This is a genomic window from Hominiventricola filiformis, from assembly GCF_020686965.1.
GTDB lineage: Bacteria > Bacillota > Clostridia > Lachnospirales > Lachnospiraceae > Hominiventricola > Hominiventricola filiformis.
The window spans coordinates 54,775-71,246 of sequence record NZ_JAJEPS010000002.1; the positions used below are offsets into that span (position 1 = coordinate 54,775).

A 16,472-nucleotide genomic window follows, 5' to 3' on the forward strand; every position below is an offset into this window, starting at 1 on the left:
GCCTGAGTCTGAGTCAGGTGCTCTTCTACATAAGCGATTGTATTCTTTTTCCATTGCTGTGAGCATCTTTACTGTTATTTTACTTTTTTTTATTCTTTTTTCACGGAAAAAAAGTTGCGAACACTTAGTGCTCACAACTTTTCTGATGGATCAATCTCTGTTTTATAAGATCTACAAAACTCTGAGGCGCCGTAACTTTTATCATTGGGCCAAATGAAAGTATCCTGATAACAAGCTCCGTCTCATCTTCTTTATCATAATAAACCGTTACAGAATACCGGCTTTCATCTATTTGCTCTGCTGTCTTTTGAAAATGTGCAAAATGTAAAAGAACTCTTTCCAGTGCATTTCTCTGATCTGTCAATTCAAAAACCACGCTTCTTGGTTTTGGCACAATTCGCTTTTCCTGCCCTGGCTCAAATGTTTCACCACAAGGCTTACAACTCATGATTCTTCCCAGATTAATCGTACACCCAAAACGTTCATCTGCTCCAATCAGTCTGAATTTATCATCCTTCTCTGAATACTCAAGATACTGAGGTGCCATCACGTATCTGGCCGTTTTTCCTTTTCTGGTTCGCACCACAATATCCAGAGAATATTTTTTTCTGATTGCATCCAGAATCAAACGAAAATTTGCAATATATGTGGGATCCTGATAAGGATCCCCATCATTATATTGATCAAATATAATCACATCTGATGGAAGAAATAACGGTTCTACATCTGGAAAATCAAACTGCATTTCTCCAAATAAGCGGACGCGCGGATCACAGAAAACTGCTTTTAGCCATCTTTTCTGTAAGGTTGATAGCGGCATGGATGGTCTGTTTTTTATAGGAGTTGTCCCATCTTTTTTTATCAACTGCCATTTTTCATCCCTGATTGCATCCGGAATCGTTACTTTACTCTCTTCAAATGCATACTGCTGTATGATTCTTTTCATCTCCTGCTCAAATACGGGATGTGCAACCGCTTCCGTAAGTATTGCTGCAATTGTATTGTAATAAACACCATAGAACTCACTGAAAATCAATCACTCATCACCTCCGATTCCATAAAGTGCATACATTTCCTCTAAATCTGCTTTGAACTGTTTCTCTAACTCTTGATTTGAAAAATGAACCTCTGTAATTCTGCAGATAAAAGTTCTGATCCATGGAATCATCTCTGCTGAATCATATACATCCGCAGAAAAGTGACTGGTATTTGAATCCAGATGCACAACCGTTCCACATCGTTTTTCCCGCTCCAGGCGATTTTTGATATGCTGTTCATCATCCGCATAATGAATTGTAAACTCGACATGTTCCATTCGAGCACCCGAAGTGCTTTGTGTATTGACGCCCCATATATGAGGAATCATATGGTTAAATTTACTTCGTACCGTGTCAAACTGCTCACTTATCTCTTCTACGTTTACAGATACCATATGATCCACTCTGAATGCATGGATTCTTTTAAATTGTGGTTCATATGCCATAAGATATTGCCTTCCACTCTGCACACTGAGCATGATTTTCACAGGAATTACATATATATTGAGGTCACGGTCCCTGTTTCTGCTTATCATTTTTAATGTGATGCCACGTTTTTCACTGATTGCAGAAAAAATGGTGTACAAAATCTCACTATCCATCGTTCCTGTTATGTAATGATGCTTAAATGCAAAATGATTATCATGATCATCTATTTTATCAAGGAGAAACGATCCGATCACACCGCATGGAAGTACTTCTGAAAAATAATCCAACAGATCCGGATCCACGTTGATGCTGCTGTCAGATCTCCTGTAATAAATTGCTTTTCCTCTTCTCTCTGTAGTCAGAAGACCTTCCTTTTCATATTCTTTGAGTTTTTTCCGCACTGTCGACTCATCAAACATTCTTGGCTCTGAGAACTGTGAGAGATACTCATCCACCTCTCGGGTAATTTCTCCCAGTGACATACTGATGTCAGGATTTGACAGAATATCAAATAGAATAAAATGAAGCGTAATATCTCCATCTGTAAAACTCTTTGCTTTCCATGCTTTAAAGAGAGGATTGTGACCGGACAAACGACTGTCTATCGAAATAAAAACGTTTTTTCCTTCCGCAGTCTGCCGAAACTTCATATAATTGCCGAGCCAGCTTTCCAATCTACGTTTTTCATCATCATAAGATCTCGCGCTTTTTCTGGTGTATTTTTCTCGGCTTTTGAATCCATAAACATAAAATTCTCTCATATAATCACGAATGCGATTAAAATTTTTCACCAGTTCACTATATGCCATATATTCCCCTTAATAATTTTCCACAAACTCTTCTGCCGCTTTCCGCATCTGTTCCACCACCGATACCGGTCTGGTAACTTTTACATTTTTTCCAAGACTGAATATCCACCCGAAGAACTGCGGACTGACATTGACATCCACCGCACATTCGCTGTACTCTGCATTGACCGGTCGGAAGGTAATATCTTTTCCAAAGCGATCGATAAACACACCACACATACTATTAGGAAACTGAATATGTACTTTTTCTTTATTTCCCTGATACAGGCCAAACGTTGCTTTCGCATAGGCTGCCATATCAAAATTTTTGAAGATTTGTTTTGGCAAGCATGATTTTTGTCAGATAACTTAATTTTAATTTTTGATTGGAACTTTTGGACATGATGGCTCCCCTCTTTCGGATGTATTTATGCTCACATTATAACAGTTCTTCAAAAAATAATCTGCTATATCATGCAAATTGTCACCCAATTCTTCCATTGAACTAATATTTGTTTTTTGCTATACTATTTGTATAATCATTCAGAAAGCAGGATGTGATTTTCCGATGTCAGATGCCCTCTAGTTCCAAAGGAGGGTGATGCCCTATGAACACAATGGAAGTCTTAACTTTGTTGTTAGCAATTTTCGCGGCTCTGTCTTACATAGACAATCATTTCGACAAAAAGAAATAGCATCCCACTCGCCCAAGTAGATGCTATTTCAAATTTGATACAAATTTTACTGAGGGCAAATCGGAGTCACATCCGATTCACTTTCTGATTTGATTATACACTAGGGCGCTTGTCATTTCAAGCGTCCTTTTGTATCTTATTGAAACTTACAGATAACGAAAGCGGAAGTGACTGTCTGTGAAAGGAACGTCCGCAGTCCCGGTACTTCATGAGAACGAGTCGAAGACGATGTTCGAATGTTAGTACCGTTGGATCTTGACTAAAGTGCAAGCGGTTCCGCTCACAGACTGTCACTTCCACATTTATTTAATCTGTCAGCTCATTTTTACACTCTTCATATGCAAACAGCGCTGCTCCCAGTGCTCCGCAGAGCTGTGCTTCGTCGCAGATATAGAGTTTGGCGCCGAGTTTTTCTTCCAGTGCCTGTATGATACCCTGGTTTTTGGCAACGCCGCCGGTCATCATATATTCGCCCGGGTTATCTTTTCCGAGGCGGGCCGCGAGGGCGCCTACTTTGGATGCGACGGACACATTCAGGCCGTGGATGATGTCTGCCACTTCTTTATTCTGTGCCACCAGAGAGACCACTTCTGACTCGGCGAAGACGGTACACATGCTGGAAATGACTACATTTTCTTTCCATTCCAGTCCTTTGGTACTCATTTCTTCCAGGGAAAGTCCCAAGGTTCTTGCCATCATTTCCAGAAAACGACCGGTTCCGGCTGCACATTTATCGTTCATCAGGAAATTTTTCACCGCGCCATTCTCGTCAATGCTGATGGCTTTGATGTCCTGTCCACCGATATCGATGACAGTACGGACATTGGGATTCAGGTAGTGAGCTCCTTTGGCATGACAGGTGATCTCTGTGACGCTGTCATCGCCACTGTCGATATAGGCGCGTCCGTATCCGGTGGTGACGATTCTGACGATCTCTTCTTTCTGAATACCTGCTTTTTCCACTGCCAGATCCAGACTCTTTTCCGCACTCATCATAGCTCCGCCGCCGGTGGGGATGATCATGGTGGATTTGATCTTTCCGTCCTGATCGAGAATCACGACGTCTGTACTGGTAGACCCGCTGTCAATTCCTGCTGTATAATAAACTCCTGTCTTCATTTTCTCTCTTGCCTCCTCGCTGATTTCTTTTCCTGGATTTCCATTCTCCGATCCTTCTACTGTCTCTGAAAATGCCTGAATTCTAGTGAGTAGCTGCCCAGCACTCTGACTGGTAAAATCTGTTTCGATCTTGAGCAGCGGCACTTTGATTTCCTTTTTAATGCTGGCATATTCAAATCCGTAATAGTCGCAGAATTTGATGGTATGGTAAATGATTCCCTTCAGGTTTGGGTCCAGATACAGTGCTCTTCTTCTGGTGCTGTTGTTCATTCGGAAGCAGGGCATCTGTCCGAGAAGGGCATCCGCATAGGCGAGAAACAGGGCGTCTTCGTCCAGGTTCTGCATTTCTTCCGGGACTACTGCAAGCTTTCTTCCGCAGGTACAGGTGAAATTTTCCACATCCATCCGGATATTTTCCTCGATCATCTGCTCCATCAAACCGCTGACACGCACTCCCATGACTCCGATATAAGGTTTCTTTTGCGCTTCGTATTTCCGGAAGGAATGAAAAAATGCCTCCTTATTAAAATCTTTTCCGGAATATGCTGCATAAGCATCTTTCAGTCTGCGGATTGCTCTGGCAAATTTTACTTTTTCGCACTCATTGTCCTCATGAGGCAGATCCAGCATGTAGAGGAATTTGCATTTCCCGGTGTTCTTCACAATATCGTAGACTCTTCGCATGGAATCGCAGCAGTTTACCATGACCAGCTCGTCGGCTTTTCCTTCCAGCACGGCCTGGATAACGGATTTTCCAAATCCACACAGATTGGCATGGGCGATCTGATCGGACATTTCAAAATTTTCCGGCATTTCCTCAAGGACTGCACATTCTTCGCCAAATCCTTTGAACAGCTCTACCGGTGTGTATTTACAGACGTAATGTATCATAACTCTTTCTCCTCCTTGCCTTCTTCCAGCATTTCCACAAATGCCTGGAGTCTGGTGGACACCTGTCCATCACTGGTATTGGCCGGATTGCAGCCGTCACCATCTAGAATCATGGTCGGGATTCCTGCTTTTTCCAGTGAACTCTTGATCAGGCTGGATGCGCCGATAGTTCCTTTGCATCCCCAGTGTGCGAACAGGATGCCACCGTCGGCTTCGGTTTCTCTGGCAAGTTTCTCTGCTACCTGAATTCTCTGGCTGACGCTTCCATTATAAATGCTGTAGACCATCTTCTCCGCCAATGCCTCATAAGGATCTTCCTCATGCATCTCCTGAAATCCATCCGCCACGAAATCACAGGCGCGGATATGCATTTTCGTGCTGTAATTAAAGATCTCTTTTACCGGGGCCTGTAGAAATGGCATGATGTGCATCCAGATCACATGCAGTCCTTCGCCCTTTGGCGCTTTTTTCACATCGTTTAACAGCATTTCCGTATATTTGACAGAGGCTTCTGACCCTGCCAGAAGATGGCACATGAAAATCGCATACAGCTCATTGGTAATCGTGGTAACCGGATCGTGATCTTTCCGCAACGTCAACTGCTGCTGATAATTGGAAGATGCTTTCCGGCTGTTGGCAACTGCCTGCTGGACAGCCTCCTCGGAAATGTTCTTTCCGGTAACTTCTTCCAGAAAATGCTTCAGTTCCCGCAGCTGCTCCGCCACATAGACAACAGAGTCCTTATTTTTCTCATAGGGAACATCAATATAAAATCCCGGAATGTCATAAGTTTCTTTCAAATATGGAAATGTCATCATATTTCCATCACAGGCCAGGTTGGTATAGACCATGCATTTGGGCTTTGGCAGCAATCCTGTCAGCGCAGCCCCCAGAAATACTCTGTGGTAAGAGCACATAGTCTCCGGAAATCCTTCTTCTTCCGTCTTTCTTAAAAATGTCTGCTCACATTTGGTTCCCGCCATAAAACAGGACAAGGCTTCCACCGAATAGGGAGTCAGACCTGCTGCCGTCAGAAGTTCACCCGGCACAAAAATACTTACCATAGCAGCACTTTCCGGCTTTTCCAGTGCTTGGATAATTCTCTGCATAACCAGTCTTGCCGCATACTGTCCTGATGCGGGAAGTCCCCTGTCCGGGAAGATTAACAACCGCTTTTCCTGCAGCCTGTATCCTGTCAGAAGAAGCTTTCGAGCTTTTTCCGAGTTTTCCAGAGACATATTGCCCACTGCTGATCCAAATTTGTCTGTAATGCTCATTCTCATAACCTCCATAATCATAACAAAAAAGAAATAGCATTCCCCTCTAAAGTGAATGCTATCCCCAGATGAAATTATACGCTTGCATTTTTTAATTTGCAAGCATCCTTTTTCAGTTACTCTCCGGCTTATGCTTCAGCAGATACAGCTTCATCGCAATTTCCACAAGCGACCGGTTATTATGATCCGCCAGATCCAGATTCAGTACTTTACAGATCTTGGAGTATCGATATTTGATGGAATTATAGTGAATATAAAGTCCTGCAGCGGATTCTTTCAGATTCCAGCCATTCTGCAGGATTTCCTGCAGGGTGGGCAGAAGTTCTCCGTGATATTTCCGATCGTAATCCTCCAGCGGCTGAATATATTGTATACACAGTTCCTCTGATTCCGGACTGTTCATAACCGGAGCCAGAAGCCGGTAAAGACCCAGCCGGTTATAGAAGAGAATCCGGTCAAACCATTGGAGAGAATATCCCAGATTGATGGCAACTCTGGCTTCGGAGTAACTTTTGGAAATATCACGAATATTTTCATAATATTGTCCGATACCAAGCGTAATGGTAAATGGGCTGACCATTTTCAGGCGGCTCTGCAGGCGCCTGAAGGTCTGCTCCAGCTGTTCCGGCAGCCCTTCCCTGCTGTCCTCCGGCATAGAGATGATAAATACGATCAGGTCACTCTGTCGAAAATATTTGGACTGGGGGAACATCTGATGCATTTCCTGAATAGAATGGCGGAAAATGATTTCCGTCGCTTCTTCCAACATGCGGTTGGTGTTGGAATCCAGGTGATCGGTGAAATATTTCTTAATGTTATTAATGTCTACGACCGCGGCCAGACCACCATTCGTAAAATCCCAGCCATAAAGTCTTGCACGATTGTGGATCTCCACATCCGTCTTTACATTATTGGTCAAAAGATCTTCCAGAAAAGATGCCTTATATTTCTCCGCCATCTGCTGGTTGGCAATCTGTACCTGAATGTGAAGGATCAGGACAATGCTGGCATATTCCAGTGCCGTTTGCATATTTCCATTTTCCTGCATCTGCAGGCATCCCTTTTCAAATAGAAGGAAACCAAACTGCTCATTCTTATTCGCCACTGTATAATAGTCGTACTGTTCCAGAAATTCACTGGTAATGCTTTCCATATCTGCATCCTGAAGCTTCTGCATCAGGGAAGATGATTCATCTGAAAAAAAGATATTTCGGAAATGAGTATCTATGAACGCGCAGGGAATTCGGATAATGCTGCTCAGCGTCTTCAGGATCTCCGGAACGCTGTTATTATTTATGGCTAATCCCAGAAATTCTTTGTGAATCTTATTTGCCTGAGTCAAAAGCAAAGACTGACGACTGATGATCTGGGTCAGTACCGGATTGATAATATCCACAAATGGATAGGCTTCCGGGACGGAAATCAATGGCAGATTCAGCTCATCGGCCATTTTCAGAGCTGCCTCCGGGATCGTGGTGATGTACCGGTTTTCTTTGATCCCCACACCTGCCGCCTGTTTTTCATGAAGAACCTGCAGAAATTCCAGGAGATCCTTCTCTTCATGGAGCATATAGGCTGTCGTAATGACAAATTCACCGCCATTCAGCCAGTTGGTTCCATCCGGCGTGTCAACAACCGTTACATTGGTCAGTTCTCTGTCAAGTCCATTTTCACCGGCCAGCAGATTCAGATCAGAAAAATTCGGCAGATTCAAAAAATCAGATATGGTCATGGTCATTCACCTCATTGTTCTCATAGTACAAATATTTATCCTCTATTACTATCCATTATACACAATACAAGAAACAAATAACAACTATCTTTTTGAATTATTGGCTTTCAGAGACAATGAAATACAGTTTTTTAAATGTTATAATGTCTCCAACAAACAAATTGAACGAACTACCAAGGAGGAGTGTTATGGATTACTTAACAATTGCAAATTCACCCGTGTTCTGGGGATTATGCGGAATTACGGTTCTGATTTCTCTGGCGCAGGCATTGTTATTTATGCGGCAGGCAAAAAAAGCGGCCGTAGAGGTAAATCTGGAAAAAGGACTGGCAAATAAGGCTTTTAAGATTGGTCTCATCTCAGCAATCGGGCCTGCCTGTGGTGTATTTATCGTAATGGTAGGCCTCATGGCTTCCATCGGTGGACCTATGGCATGGCTTCGTCTCTCCATTATCGGTGCTGCTGCAACGGAGCTATCCGCAGCTTCTATGGGTGCACAGGCGGCAGGTGTGGAATTCGGCGGTCAGGGTTATACTCTCACGGTTATGGCAGTGTCCTGGTTCGCAATGGCATTGAACGGTGCAGGATGGCTCTTAGTCAGCGGCACGGTAACACCGGCACTGGAAAAGCTGAGAGGCAAGTTAAGCGGTGGTGATACCAAATGGCTGGCAGTTTTATCCGGTGCCTGTTCCCTTGGTATCTTCGGTTACCTGAATGCAAACGAGATCAAAAAAGGATGGGGAAATACCATTGCCTGTCTGGCAGGTGCACTTGGTATGGTGGCACTTATGAAATTCGTTGTACCAAAATATCCGAAATTAGCAGAATATTCTCTGGGTATTGCAATGATCATTGGTATGGTCTTTGCAGTCATCTATGATCTGTCAATTGCATAGGAGGAACATACTTATGGAAAATAAATATATGACTGAATGGAAACGAAACAGCATCCGCATCGGTGCACCAACCTGTATTCTGGCTGCCTTCACCGCTTTTATTCCGGTTCTCTATCTGTGCAGCCGCTATAACTGCTGGCCAAGTCTGGAAGTTGTATTATCAGCCTGGGCTCTTACCGCTCTGTCCTTTGGTGCTTTTTACATCGTAGAGCCGATTTCCTATTACGCAGCCCTCGGTATGAGCGGTACTTATCTTGGCTTCCTGTCCGGTAATATCGGAAACATGCGTGTTCCCTGTGCTGCTCTGGCACTGGATGTCACCGAGAGCGAAAGCGGAACCATACAGGCAGAGGTTGTGTCCACCATGGCTATCTGCGGTTCCATTATTACCAACCTGATTGCTACCACCAGCGCCGTTTTAGTTGGTTCCGCAGTAGTAGCAATCCTTCCGGCTTTTCTGGATGCTGCCTTGAAGAATTATGCAGCCGCAGCCATCTTTGGCGGAACCTTTGGAAACTTTGCAGTCAAATATCCAAAGATTGCTGTATTTGGTCTCTTAATTCCTACAGTTCTGAAATTATTCATTCCGGTTCCGGCATGGATGATCATCGTATGTGCCGTATTCGGTACACTTGGAATTGCCCGTCTGTTTTATAACAGCGATCAGAAAAAAGAAAATAATAGTGAGGAGAATGCATAATGATGTGGGAAGAATGTAAAGATTTACAGGAGTATATCGTAGGTTTAAGAAGGGATCTTCATCAGATTCCTGAAGTAGGATTTGATCTGCCGGAGACACAGGCTTATGTCACCGCAGAACTGGACAAAATCGGCATTCCTTATGTATGTTCCGAAAAGGACAGCAGTATTATCGCTACCATCGAGGGCGACAAAGCCGGTAAAACTGTCTGTTTAAGAGCGGATATGGATGCACTTCCGGTCACGGAAGCAACCGGTCTTCCCTTCTCTTCCAGACATGAGGGCTGTATGCATGCCTGCGGCCATGATACCCATACTGCCATGCTTCTGGCAACCGGAAAAGTACTCTGGGCACACCGTCAGGAAATCGCCGGTACGGTACGTCTGTTATTCCAGACTTCTGAGGAGCAGTCCCGCGGTGCGGAAATCATGATTGAAAATGGTGCAGTCAAAGACGCTGATGCAGTTTTCGGCACACATATCGGAACTCTTGTTGACAAAGCGATTCCCGCCGGAACCTTTATTATTCCATCCGGCTGCTGTATGGCCGCCTTTGACAAATTTGTTATTAAAGTAAAGGGAAAAGGCGTCCATGGCTCCGCTCCTGAAAAGGGCATTGACCCGGTAAATATTGCAGCTCATATTGTGCTTGCACTTCAGGCCATCACCACCAGAGAGTTAAATGCTACCAAACCATTGGTACTCACCATCGGTAAGATTCAGGGAGGCAGCCAGTACAATATCATCCCAGACGAGGTTGTCATCGAGGGAACTATCCGTACTCTGGAAGAGGAAGTTCGCCAGTTTGCTGCAAAACGCATCGGTGAAATCTCCCAGGCAACTGCAGCTGTCTTCGGCGGCAGCGTCGATTATGAAATGATCTGGGGAGCACCGCCCGTTATTAACGATAACAATATGGCTGCTCTGGCTGCAAAAGCTGCAAAGAAAGTCCTCGGTGAAGATAACGTGATCACTGAACTTCCGGCTCCGAACATGGGCGGCGAAGATTTCGCCTACTATCTGGAAGAACTGCCGGGTGCTTTCATGTTCTTAAGCTCCTCTAACCCGGCCAAAGGAACAGATGTGGCTCATCATAATCCAAAATTCAATGTGGATGAAGATGTCCTCTGGGAAGGTGCCGCTGTATTCGTGGCCGTTGTAGAAGAATTTTTGAAATAGTAGAAAAAGGAATGGGCGCCCTGATTGGGGCGCCCGTTTTATGCTGCCGCATTTCCATTAATCATTTCCTCACATCATCATCTCATACAAATACACCATCACCGGCATAGTCACAATCGACAATAATGTTGTCAGCACATACAACGAACTGGCATATGCGGCATCTTTATCATAGAGTTGTGCCATAGAAGTCACAGACGCACAGGCCGGTGTTACACAGGCAAGATATACTGTCAAAAGAATCTGGCTGGAATTTTCCAGATTCACAACAATCTGAATTGCTTTCATCAGAAATAATCCAAGTACCGGATACAAGAGCAGCCGCAACGCAACCGACAGATAATTTCTTTTTTTTGTAAATATCGACTTTAACGGCACTTCTGCAATAGCCATTCCTGCAAGCAGCATTCCAAGAGGCCCTATCATATTATTCATCATACCAAGTACATCCTGAACTCCAGCCGGAAGTTTGATACGGAACAGAAACAGTACAATTCCTGCAATGATAGAGATAATATTGACATTCAGAAATATTTTTTTCCATTCCAGCTTTTCCTCTTCACACAGCATATTTTTTCCCTGCGTCCACAGCAAAATCAACTGCACTGCAATATAAGCACTGGAATAAATCACATAATCCTGACCTAATAATTCCTGCACCAGCGGGATGACCAGAATTCCGGCATTTGAATAAATGCTGGTAGCTTGTTCTATCACATCCATCTGGAATATTTTCTTCAGTGGTATGGTGATCAGCAAAAATAAAATGTGAACAGCAACCGCTGCAGCAATGGCTAGAAATAGACCTTTTTGTACATCTGGTGTATAATCCACCTGAAATGCTTTGATAATTACACATGGAATGACCAGATAGACGAGAATTACGGATACGCTTTTGCTTTCCGAAGATTTCATCAGTCCCGCTTTCACCACGGCATACCCCATAAACATGATCACAAAAAGCTTTATAATTTCTTCCATTAATAGTAAACTGATCTGCATATTCTGTTCCTTCTTTCTTATGATGTCTCTCTCAGTTTCTTATAATCTCAGCATCCCGCTTCCGGCCAACACCCGGCTGCTGAATGTTTTTACTTCTCCATCAAAGTCAATTCGTATCTTCTTCTCGTTTAGTTCCACCACCACACCCTGTCCAAATATCTTATGTGTCACCATCACTCCTTCTGCCAGCTGTTCCATAAATTTCTGAAATTCACTATCTGACAATGCTTTTGGAGCTGCTGCTTTTGTATCCGCTTCTGGCAGATGAATGTTTCCAGCTGTTGCTTGGATGACACGTTTCTTCGGCGCTGCCTTTCCCAGTAATTCATCGCAGAAGCTGGAGGTCTGCTTCATGGTAAATAAAAAGAGCCGGTTCTTCGCCCTTGTGGCTCCTACGTAGAACAACCGCCGCTCTTCTTCGTAGGTCTCCAGTTCTTCTCTCGGTGCCGTCTTTAGATTGACCGGAATCTGATCCGGCAGAATGCCGTCTACTACATCGAGAAGATAGACCGTATCATATTCCAGTCCCTTGCTGGCATGAATCGTAGATAATATAAATGGACAGGTCTGGTCCTGTTCTTTTTTCTCGATAAGCTTCCTGAGTTCATTCAACCGTTCCACCAGCCGAAGTGGAGTCTCCTCCAATGAAGCCAGCATTTTCAAAGTGTCGAGCTTCGTGTCTTTGATCTCGCTTCTTTTCAAATAATCCTGATAACCCATGAACTGCACAATCCGATGGATTGCTCTGGATGCCGGTTCTGTCAATAAATGTTCCATATGTGTTGCTACTGATTTGATGTTTCCTTTGGCATATCCATCCAGTCCCTCATAAGAAAGAGCTGTCTCCCATACGGATAGATTTTTTCCCCTGCTTAGTTCTGCAATCTGAAGTGCGTCCTGTTTCCGGATATAAGTATTGAGTTTATAATAAATCAACAGAAATAGATCTGTATTTTTCGGATCAGCTGCCAGTTTAACAATGTTACTGATATCCTGCACCACCCGATGGGTAAAAAAGGTCAACTCTACGTTTCGCATACGATAAGGAATTCCTCTTCGCTCCAACAGATCAATGAGTGGAAGTACACATTCATGCTCCGGGTAAAGCACTGCCGTCTGCGTTGTGCATCCCTCTGCCACTTTCACCAGATAGGAATACTGCGCTTTTCTGGTACCAACGGAGATTTCCGTCACATCCTGTTTTCTTTCTTTGGAGGGACGCATATGTTTCTCATGACGCAGGGTATTTTTCTGGATAAACCGGTCTGCTGCCAAAACAATGTTTCCATCGGAACGGAAATTTTCTTCCATGAGCAGCACTTTCGCTCCCGGATAATGATGCTCAAATTCCAGCAATGCCTCCGGGTAAGCGGCACGGAATCCATAAATGCTCTGATCTTCATCTCCCACCATAAAAAGATTTTCGGATTTCGATGCCAGCAGTGCAATGATGGCATGCTGGATTTTCGATGTATCCTGTGCCTCATCCACGCAAATATAAGGGTATTTCTCCTGAAAATATGCAAGAAGTTCCGGAATTTTCCGAAGCATATTATAGGCATAGACCATCTGGTCATCGTAATCCATAAGCTGCTGTTTCCGGAGCTGTCTGCAGTACTCTTTGTAGATCGCTGCCAGATGAATCTCCGCTTCTTCTTCCAGCTTCTGGATTTCTTTTTCATTCAGCATCCGGTTTTTTATGTAAGTAATCAATGTCCGGACATTTTTCAGATCACCTTCTGTTGGGTATACCCGCTCCGTCTGCTGATAAATGCCAGACAGCATGGCAGTAATGCGTTTTTCATCCGTGAGAAGTTGAAATGCCATCCTGCCCGTCTTCCAGCTATAGTACTGAATCACCCGGGCACAGATACCATTAATGGTCCGAAATTCCAGTCGTTCTGCCATCTCCTGTCCGAATTTTACCGCAAACCGATCTGCCATATCCTTCGTTGCCGCCACCGTGTAGGTGACTGTCAGAATTTTTCCCGGATTCATTCCTTTACAATAGATCATGTAACCCAGCCTCGTCACCAGCACTGTCGTTTTACCCGATCCCGGCACCGCCAGAAGAAGCACTGGCCCATCCACACTCTGCACGGCACTTTTTTGCTGCTCATTTAATTGAATGGAAAATTGCTGTTCAAACTCCTGCCAGGTCATGAATATAAAGTCTCCCGTCCTTTCATTTCCTATCATTTTCGGAGCCATACACATGACTCTGGATGATTACTTTTTCTATTATAGAATCAGTTGTCAGTCCATGTCAATTCGTCTCTAATTCTGTAGCTATTCGCAGTTTTTCAATATTTTTTCCAGAGTTTTGGCATATGCAGTTTTAATCTCTGCTGACACCCATTTTGATCTGTCATGCAATCAATTTTCTTGATTTTTCGCGGTTGGAGCAGATCATTTGGCTATATACAACTTTTCAATAGCTCTGATACCCAAAATTGAAAAGCAAGTTGGATGTAACGAGAGCCTCAACGACAATCTGCCCAACAGCCAGAAAAAAGCTCGCGGAAATGTCAGAAAAACGGCAAAAATCATCATCCGTGCAAGCTCGTGAGGGCAAAATTCAAAAGGAAATCTCTATATGCCCAAACTTCAGCAAAGATCAGCTGCGCGACAAAAAATCTCTGGCATCCTTTGCAAGAATTTGCAACAAAGAAAAGGAGAACCACCGAGCGGTTCTCCTTTTCCATATTCTATCTTCTATTTTTGATATTATGCTTCGCTTCTTTTCTTCATCACTATCAGATATCCCAGTGTCAGCACAATGCCGACCGGAAGGGAGATCCATGCAGACTGGACAAAGCCTGCAACGATATAGGTAATAAAGGAAATGGCAGCCACGCTGACTGCGTAAGGCAGTTGTGTGGATACATGGTTTACGTGGTTGCACTGGGCTCCGGCAGATGCCATGATCGTTGTATCGGAGATCGGGGAGCAATGGTCACCGCAGACAGCTCCTGCCATGCAGGCGGAGATAGCGATGGTCATCAGGGTCGGGTTGGTTGCCTGGAATGCGTCTACAACAATCGGAATCAGAATACCAAAGGTACCCCAGGAAGTTCCGGTTGCAAATGCCAGGAAACAGCCTACCAGGAAGATGATTGCCGGAAGCAGATTTACAATTCCAGATGCGCCTCCTTTGATGATCGCAGCCACAAACTCTGCAGCACCCAGGCTGTCAGTCATGGCTTTCAAGGTCCATGCAAAGGTCAGGATCATAATAGCCGGTACCATGGCTTTGAAGCCCTCCGGGATGCAGTCCATGCACTCTTTGAATCCAAGCACTTTACGGCTCACATACAGTGCAATCGTTATTACCAGTGCAAATACACTTCCTACAGCCAGACCTACGGATGCATCACTGTTGGAGAATGCAGTTACAAAATTCTCACCTGCAAAAAATCCACCGGTCCAGATCATTCCAATGACACAGCAGACAATCAGAGACAGAATCGGAATTACCAGGTCTTTTACGCCTCCATTTCCAACAGTCACTTCATCATTACCGTCACCATATGGACGATCCGGTGTAGTGAACAGATCACCATTTTTTGCATTGTCTTCATGCACTTTCATAGAACCGAAGTCAATGTTCAGAATTGCAATAGTCACCATCATAACAATCGTCAGCAATGCATAGAAGTTATAAGGAATAGCACTGATGAACAATGCCAGTCCGTCTTCCCCCTCTACAAATCCGGTAACTGCTGCTGCCCAGGAAGAGATCGGTGCAATAATGCAGATCGGAGCTGCGGTTGCATCAATCAGATAAGCCAGTTTTGCACGTGAGATATTGTGCTTATCAGTGACCGGACGCATAACACTTCCTACCGTCAGACAGTTAAAATAGTCATCAATAAAAATCAGAACACCAAGTGCAACGGTAGCCAGCTGTGCTCCGGTGCGGGTCTTGATATGTTCGCTGGCCCAGCGTCCGAATGCAGCAGAACCGCCTGCCTTATTCATCAGACACACGATTGCTCCTAGGATAACCAGGAAAATCAGAATGCCGACGTTGTAACTGTCAGACAGCACACTTACAACACCGTCCTGGAAAATGTGAACGATAGTTCCTTCAAAACTAAAGCCTGAATAGAACAGGCCTCCAACTAAAATTCCAAGGAACAGTGAGGAATACACTTCCTTGGTGATCAGTGCGAGCGCGATTGCCACAACCGGCGGTACAAGCGCCCAAAATGTGGCGTACATAGCAGGTACATAATCCATAACGAAAAGTTCTCCCTTCTTTTGTAAACATGATAGATCCAGAAACAAGAAAAGCCATGAACACAATTCCTTTGACTGCGTTCATGGCCTTATAATTTTGTCTGACCAATGATAGCTCTCCACAGTCCTGTGACAGTCTGACACATCTTCTGCGGCAGACCAGAAATCCTTTCTTCGGAAATGTCCGGATCTCTTCGGCGGTATTCCCTTTCCATGACTGACAGTTTCCGACCTGTATCAGTCTGTACTCATGAAGCCCGCGCCTCTATCATTTTTACGTTTTCTTTTTCTGCTATGCTACCACGGTTATTAGAAAAGAGCAACCCTTTCTTTAAATTTTTTTGAAAAACCCGGGAGCAATGTTGCAGATCACGAACAAACTGACCAACCGAAGTGACATTCTGTGAGCGGAACCGCTCGCGCTAAGTCCTCGATCCAACAGTACTAACATTCGAACATCGTCTCTGACTCGTTCTCATGAAGTAC

At 44.2% G+C, this 16,472-nt stretch carries 12 protein-coding genes and 1 riboswitch; of the genes, 3 read left to right on the top strand and 9 right to left on the bottom strand.

Annotation, left to right across the window (positions count from 1 at the left end; translation table 11 throughout):
* Positions 1-124 precede the first annotated feature (124 nt).
* The 6 genes from LKD36_RS03040 to LKD36_RS03065 all read right to left on the bottom strand — a co-directional run bounded on the left by LKD36_RS03040 (position 125) and on the right by LKD36_RS03065 (position 7,968).
* On the bottom strand, positions 125-1,036 hold the full coding sequence (locus LKD36_RS03040; protein WP_308458625.1) for a WYL domain-containing protein: 912 nt from the start codon (positions 1,034-1,036) through the stop codon (positions 125-127).
* Positions 1,037-2,275 carry a WYL domain-containing protein gene (locus tag LKD36_RS03045; RefSeq protein WP_308458626.1) on the bottom strand — a complete coding sequence of 413 codons (1,239 nt, stop codon included), beginning with the start codon at positions 2,273-2,275 and terminating at the stop codon, positions 1,037-1,039. It abuts the gene before it with no gap.
* Between the two features lie 9 nt (positions 2,276-2,284).
* Positions 2,285-2,572: a WYL domain-containing protein gene (locus LKD36_RS03050; RefSeq protein ID WP_408610905.1), complete on the bottom strand. Its 288-nt coding sequence runs from the start codon at positions 2,570-2,572 to the stop codon at positions 2,285-2,287.
* 683 nt (positions 2,573-3,255) lie between these two features.
* Positions 3,256-4,959 (bottom strand): acyl-CoA dehydratase activase, encoded by a 1,704-nt coding sequence (locus tag LKD36_RS03055; RefSeq protein WP_308458628.1) that lies wholly within the window; start codon positions 4,957-4,959, stop codon positions 3,256-3,258.
* On the bottom strand, positions 4,956-6,236 hold the full coding sequence (locus LKD36_RS03060; protein ID WP_308458629.1) for a 2-hydroxyacyl-CoA dehydratase subunit D: 1,281 nt from the start codon (positions 6,234-6,236) through the stop codon (positions 4,956-4,958). The genes LKD36_RS03055 and LKD36_RS03060 overlap by 4 nt, the downstream gene beginning before the upstream one ends.
* A 112-nt stretch (positions 6,237-6,348) precedes the next feature.
* Positions 6,349-7,968 carry a PucR family transcriptional regulator gene (locus tag LKD36_RS03065; RefSeq protein ID WP_308458630.1) on the bottom strand — a complete coding sequence of 540 codons (1,620 nt, stop codon included), beginning with the start codon at positions 7,966-7,968 and terminating at the stop codon, positions 6,349-6,351.
* Positions 7,969-8,156: 188 nt separating this feature from the next.
* Between LKD36_RS03065 and LKD36_RS03070 the strand changes: the two genes are divergently transcribed.
* The 3 genes from LKD36_RS03070 to LKD36_RS03080 are packed head-to-tail and all read left to right on the top strand — an operon-like array spanning position 8,157 to position 10,742.
* Complete coding sequence (locus LKD36_RS03070) at positions 8,157-8,864, top strand: DUF5058 family protein (RefSeq protein WP_118770132.1); 708 nt, start codon at positions 8,157-8,159, stop codon at positions 8,862-8,864.
* Positions 8,865-8,877: 13 nt separating this feature from the next.
* A complete protein-coding gene (locus tag LKD36_RS03075) occupies positions 8,878-9,564 on the top strand; it encodes a hypothetical protein (protein WP_308458631.1) in 687 nt (228 codons plus the stop codon).
* 2 nt (positions 9,565-9,566) lie between these two features.
* Entirely contained in the window at positions 9,567-10,742 is a 1,176-nt protein-coding gene (locus LKD36_RS03080) for a M20 metallopeptidase family protein (protein WP_308458842.1), read from the top strand.
* Between the two features lie 69 nt (positions 10,743-10,811).
* Here LKD36_RS03080 and LKD36_RS03085 read toward each other — a convergent pair whose 3' ends face one another.
* The 3 genes from LKD36_RS03085 to LKD36_RS03095 form a co-directional block, all read right to left on the bottom strand.
* A complete protein-coding gene (locus LKD36_RS03085; protein WP_308458632.1) occupies positions 10,812-11,744 on the bottom strand; it encodes an AEC family transporter in 933 nt (310 codons plus the stop codon).
* Between the two features lie 39 nt (positions 11,745-11,783).
* The gene (locus LKD36_RS03090) at positions 11,784-13,907 is read right to left on the bottom strand and encodes an ATP-dependent helicase (protein WP_308458633.1); all 2,124 of its coding nucleotides are present in this window, start codon (positions 13,905-13,907) and stop codon (positions 11,784-11,786) included.
* Between the two features lie 564 nt (positions 13,908-14,471).
* Positions 14,472-15,986, bottom strand: coding sequence for a Na+/H+ antiporter NhaC family protein (locus tag LKD36_RS03095; protein WP_308458634.1), 1,515 nt, complete (start codon positions 15,984-15,986; stop codon positions 14,472-14,474).
* Between the two features lie 104 nt (positions 15,987-16,090).
* A riboswitch (Lysine riboswitch) is annotated at positions 16,091-16,262 on the bottom strand.
* Positions 16,263-16,472: the final 210 nt, after the last annotated feature.

Coding starts and splice junctions, on each gene's coding strand:
- LKD36_RS03065 (WP_308458630.1), bottom strand. CDS start 7,968: ATGACCATATCTGATTTTTTGAATCTGCCGAATTTTTCTGATCTGAAT.
- LKD36_RS03045 (WP_308458626.1), bottom strand. CDS start 2,275: ATGGCATATAGTGAACTGGTGAAAAATTTTAATCGCATTCGTGATTAT.
- LKD36_RS03050 (WP_408610905.1), bottom strand. CDS start 2,572: ATGGCAGCCTATGCGAAAGCAACGTTTGGCCTGTATCAGGGAAATAAA.
- LKD36_RS03075 (WP_308458631.1), top strand. CDS start 8,878: ATGGAAAATAAATATATGACTGAATGGAAACGAAACAGCATCCGCATC.
- LKD36_RS03085 (WP_308458632.1), bottom strand. CDS start 11,744: ATGCAGATCAGTTTACTATTAATGGAAGAAATTATAAAGCTTTTTGTG.
- LKD36_RS03070 (WP_118770132.1), top strand. CDS start 8,157: ATGGATTACTTAACAATTGCAAATTCACCCGTGTTCTGGGGATTATGC.
- LKD36_RS03090 (WP_308458633.1), bottom strand. CDS start 13,907: ATGACCTGGCAGGAGTTTGAACAGCAATTTTCCATTCAATTAAATGAG.
- LKD36_RS03095 (WP_308458634.1), bottom strand. CDS start 15,986: ATGGATTATGTACCTGCTATGTACGCCACATTTTGGGCGCTTGTACCG.
- LKD36_RS03080 (WP_308458842.1), top strand. CDS start 9,567: ATGTGGGAAGAATGTAAAGATTTACAGGAGTATATCGTAGGTTTAAGA.
- LKD36_RS03060 (WP_308458629.1), bottom strand. CDS start 6,236: ATGAGCATTACAGACAAATTTGGATCAGCAGTGGGCAATATGTCTCTG.
- LKD36_RS03055 (WP_308458628.1), bottom strand. CDS start 4,959: ATGATACATTACGTCTGTAAATACACACCGGTAGAGCTGTTCAAAGGA.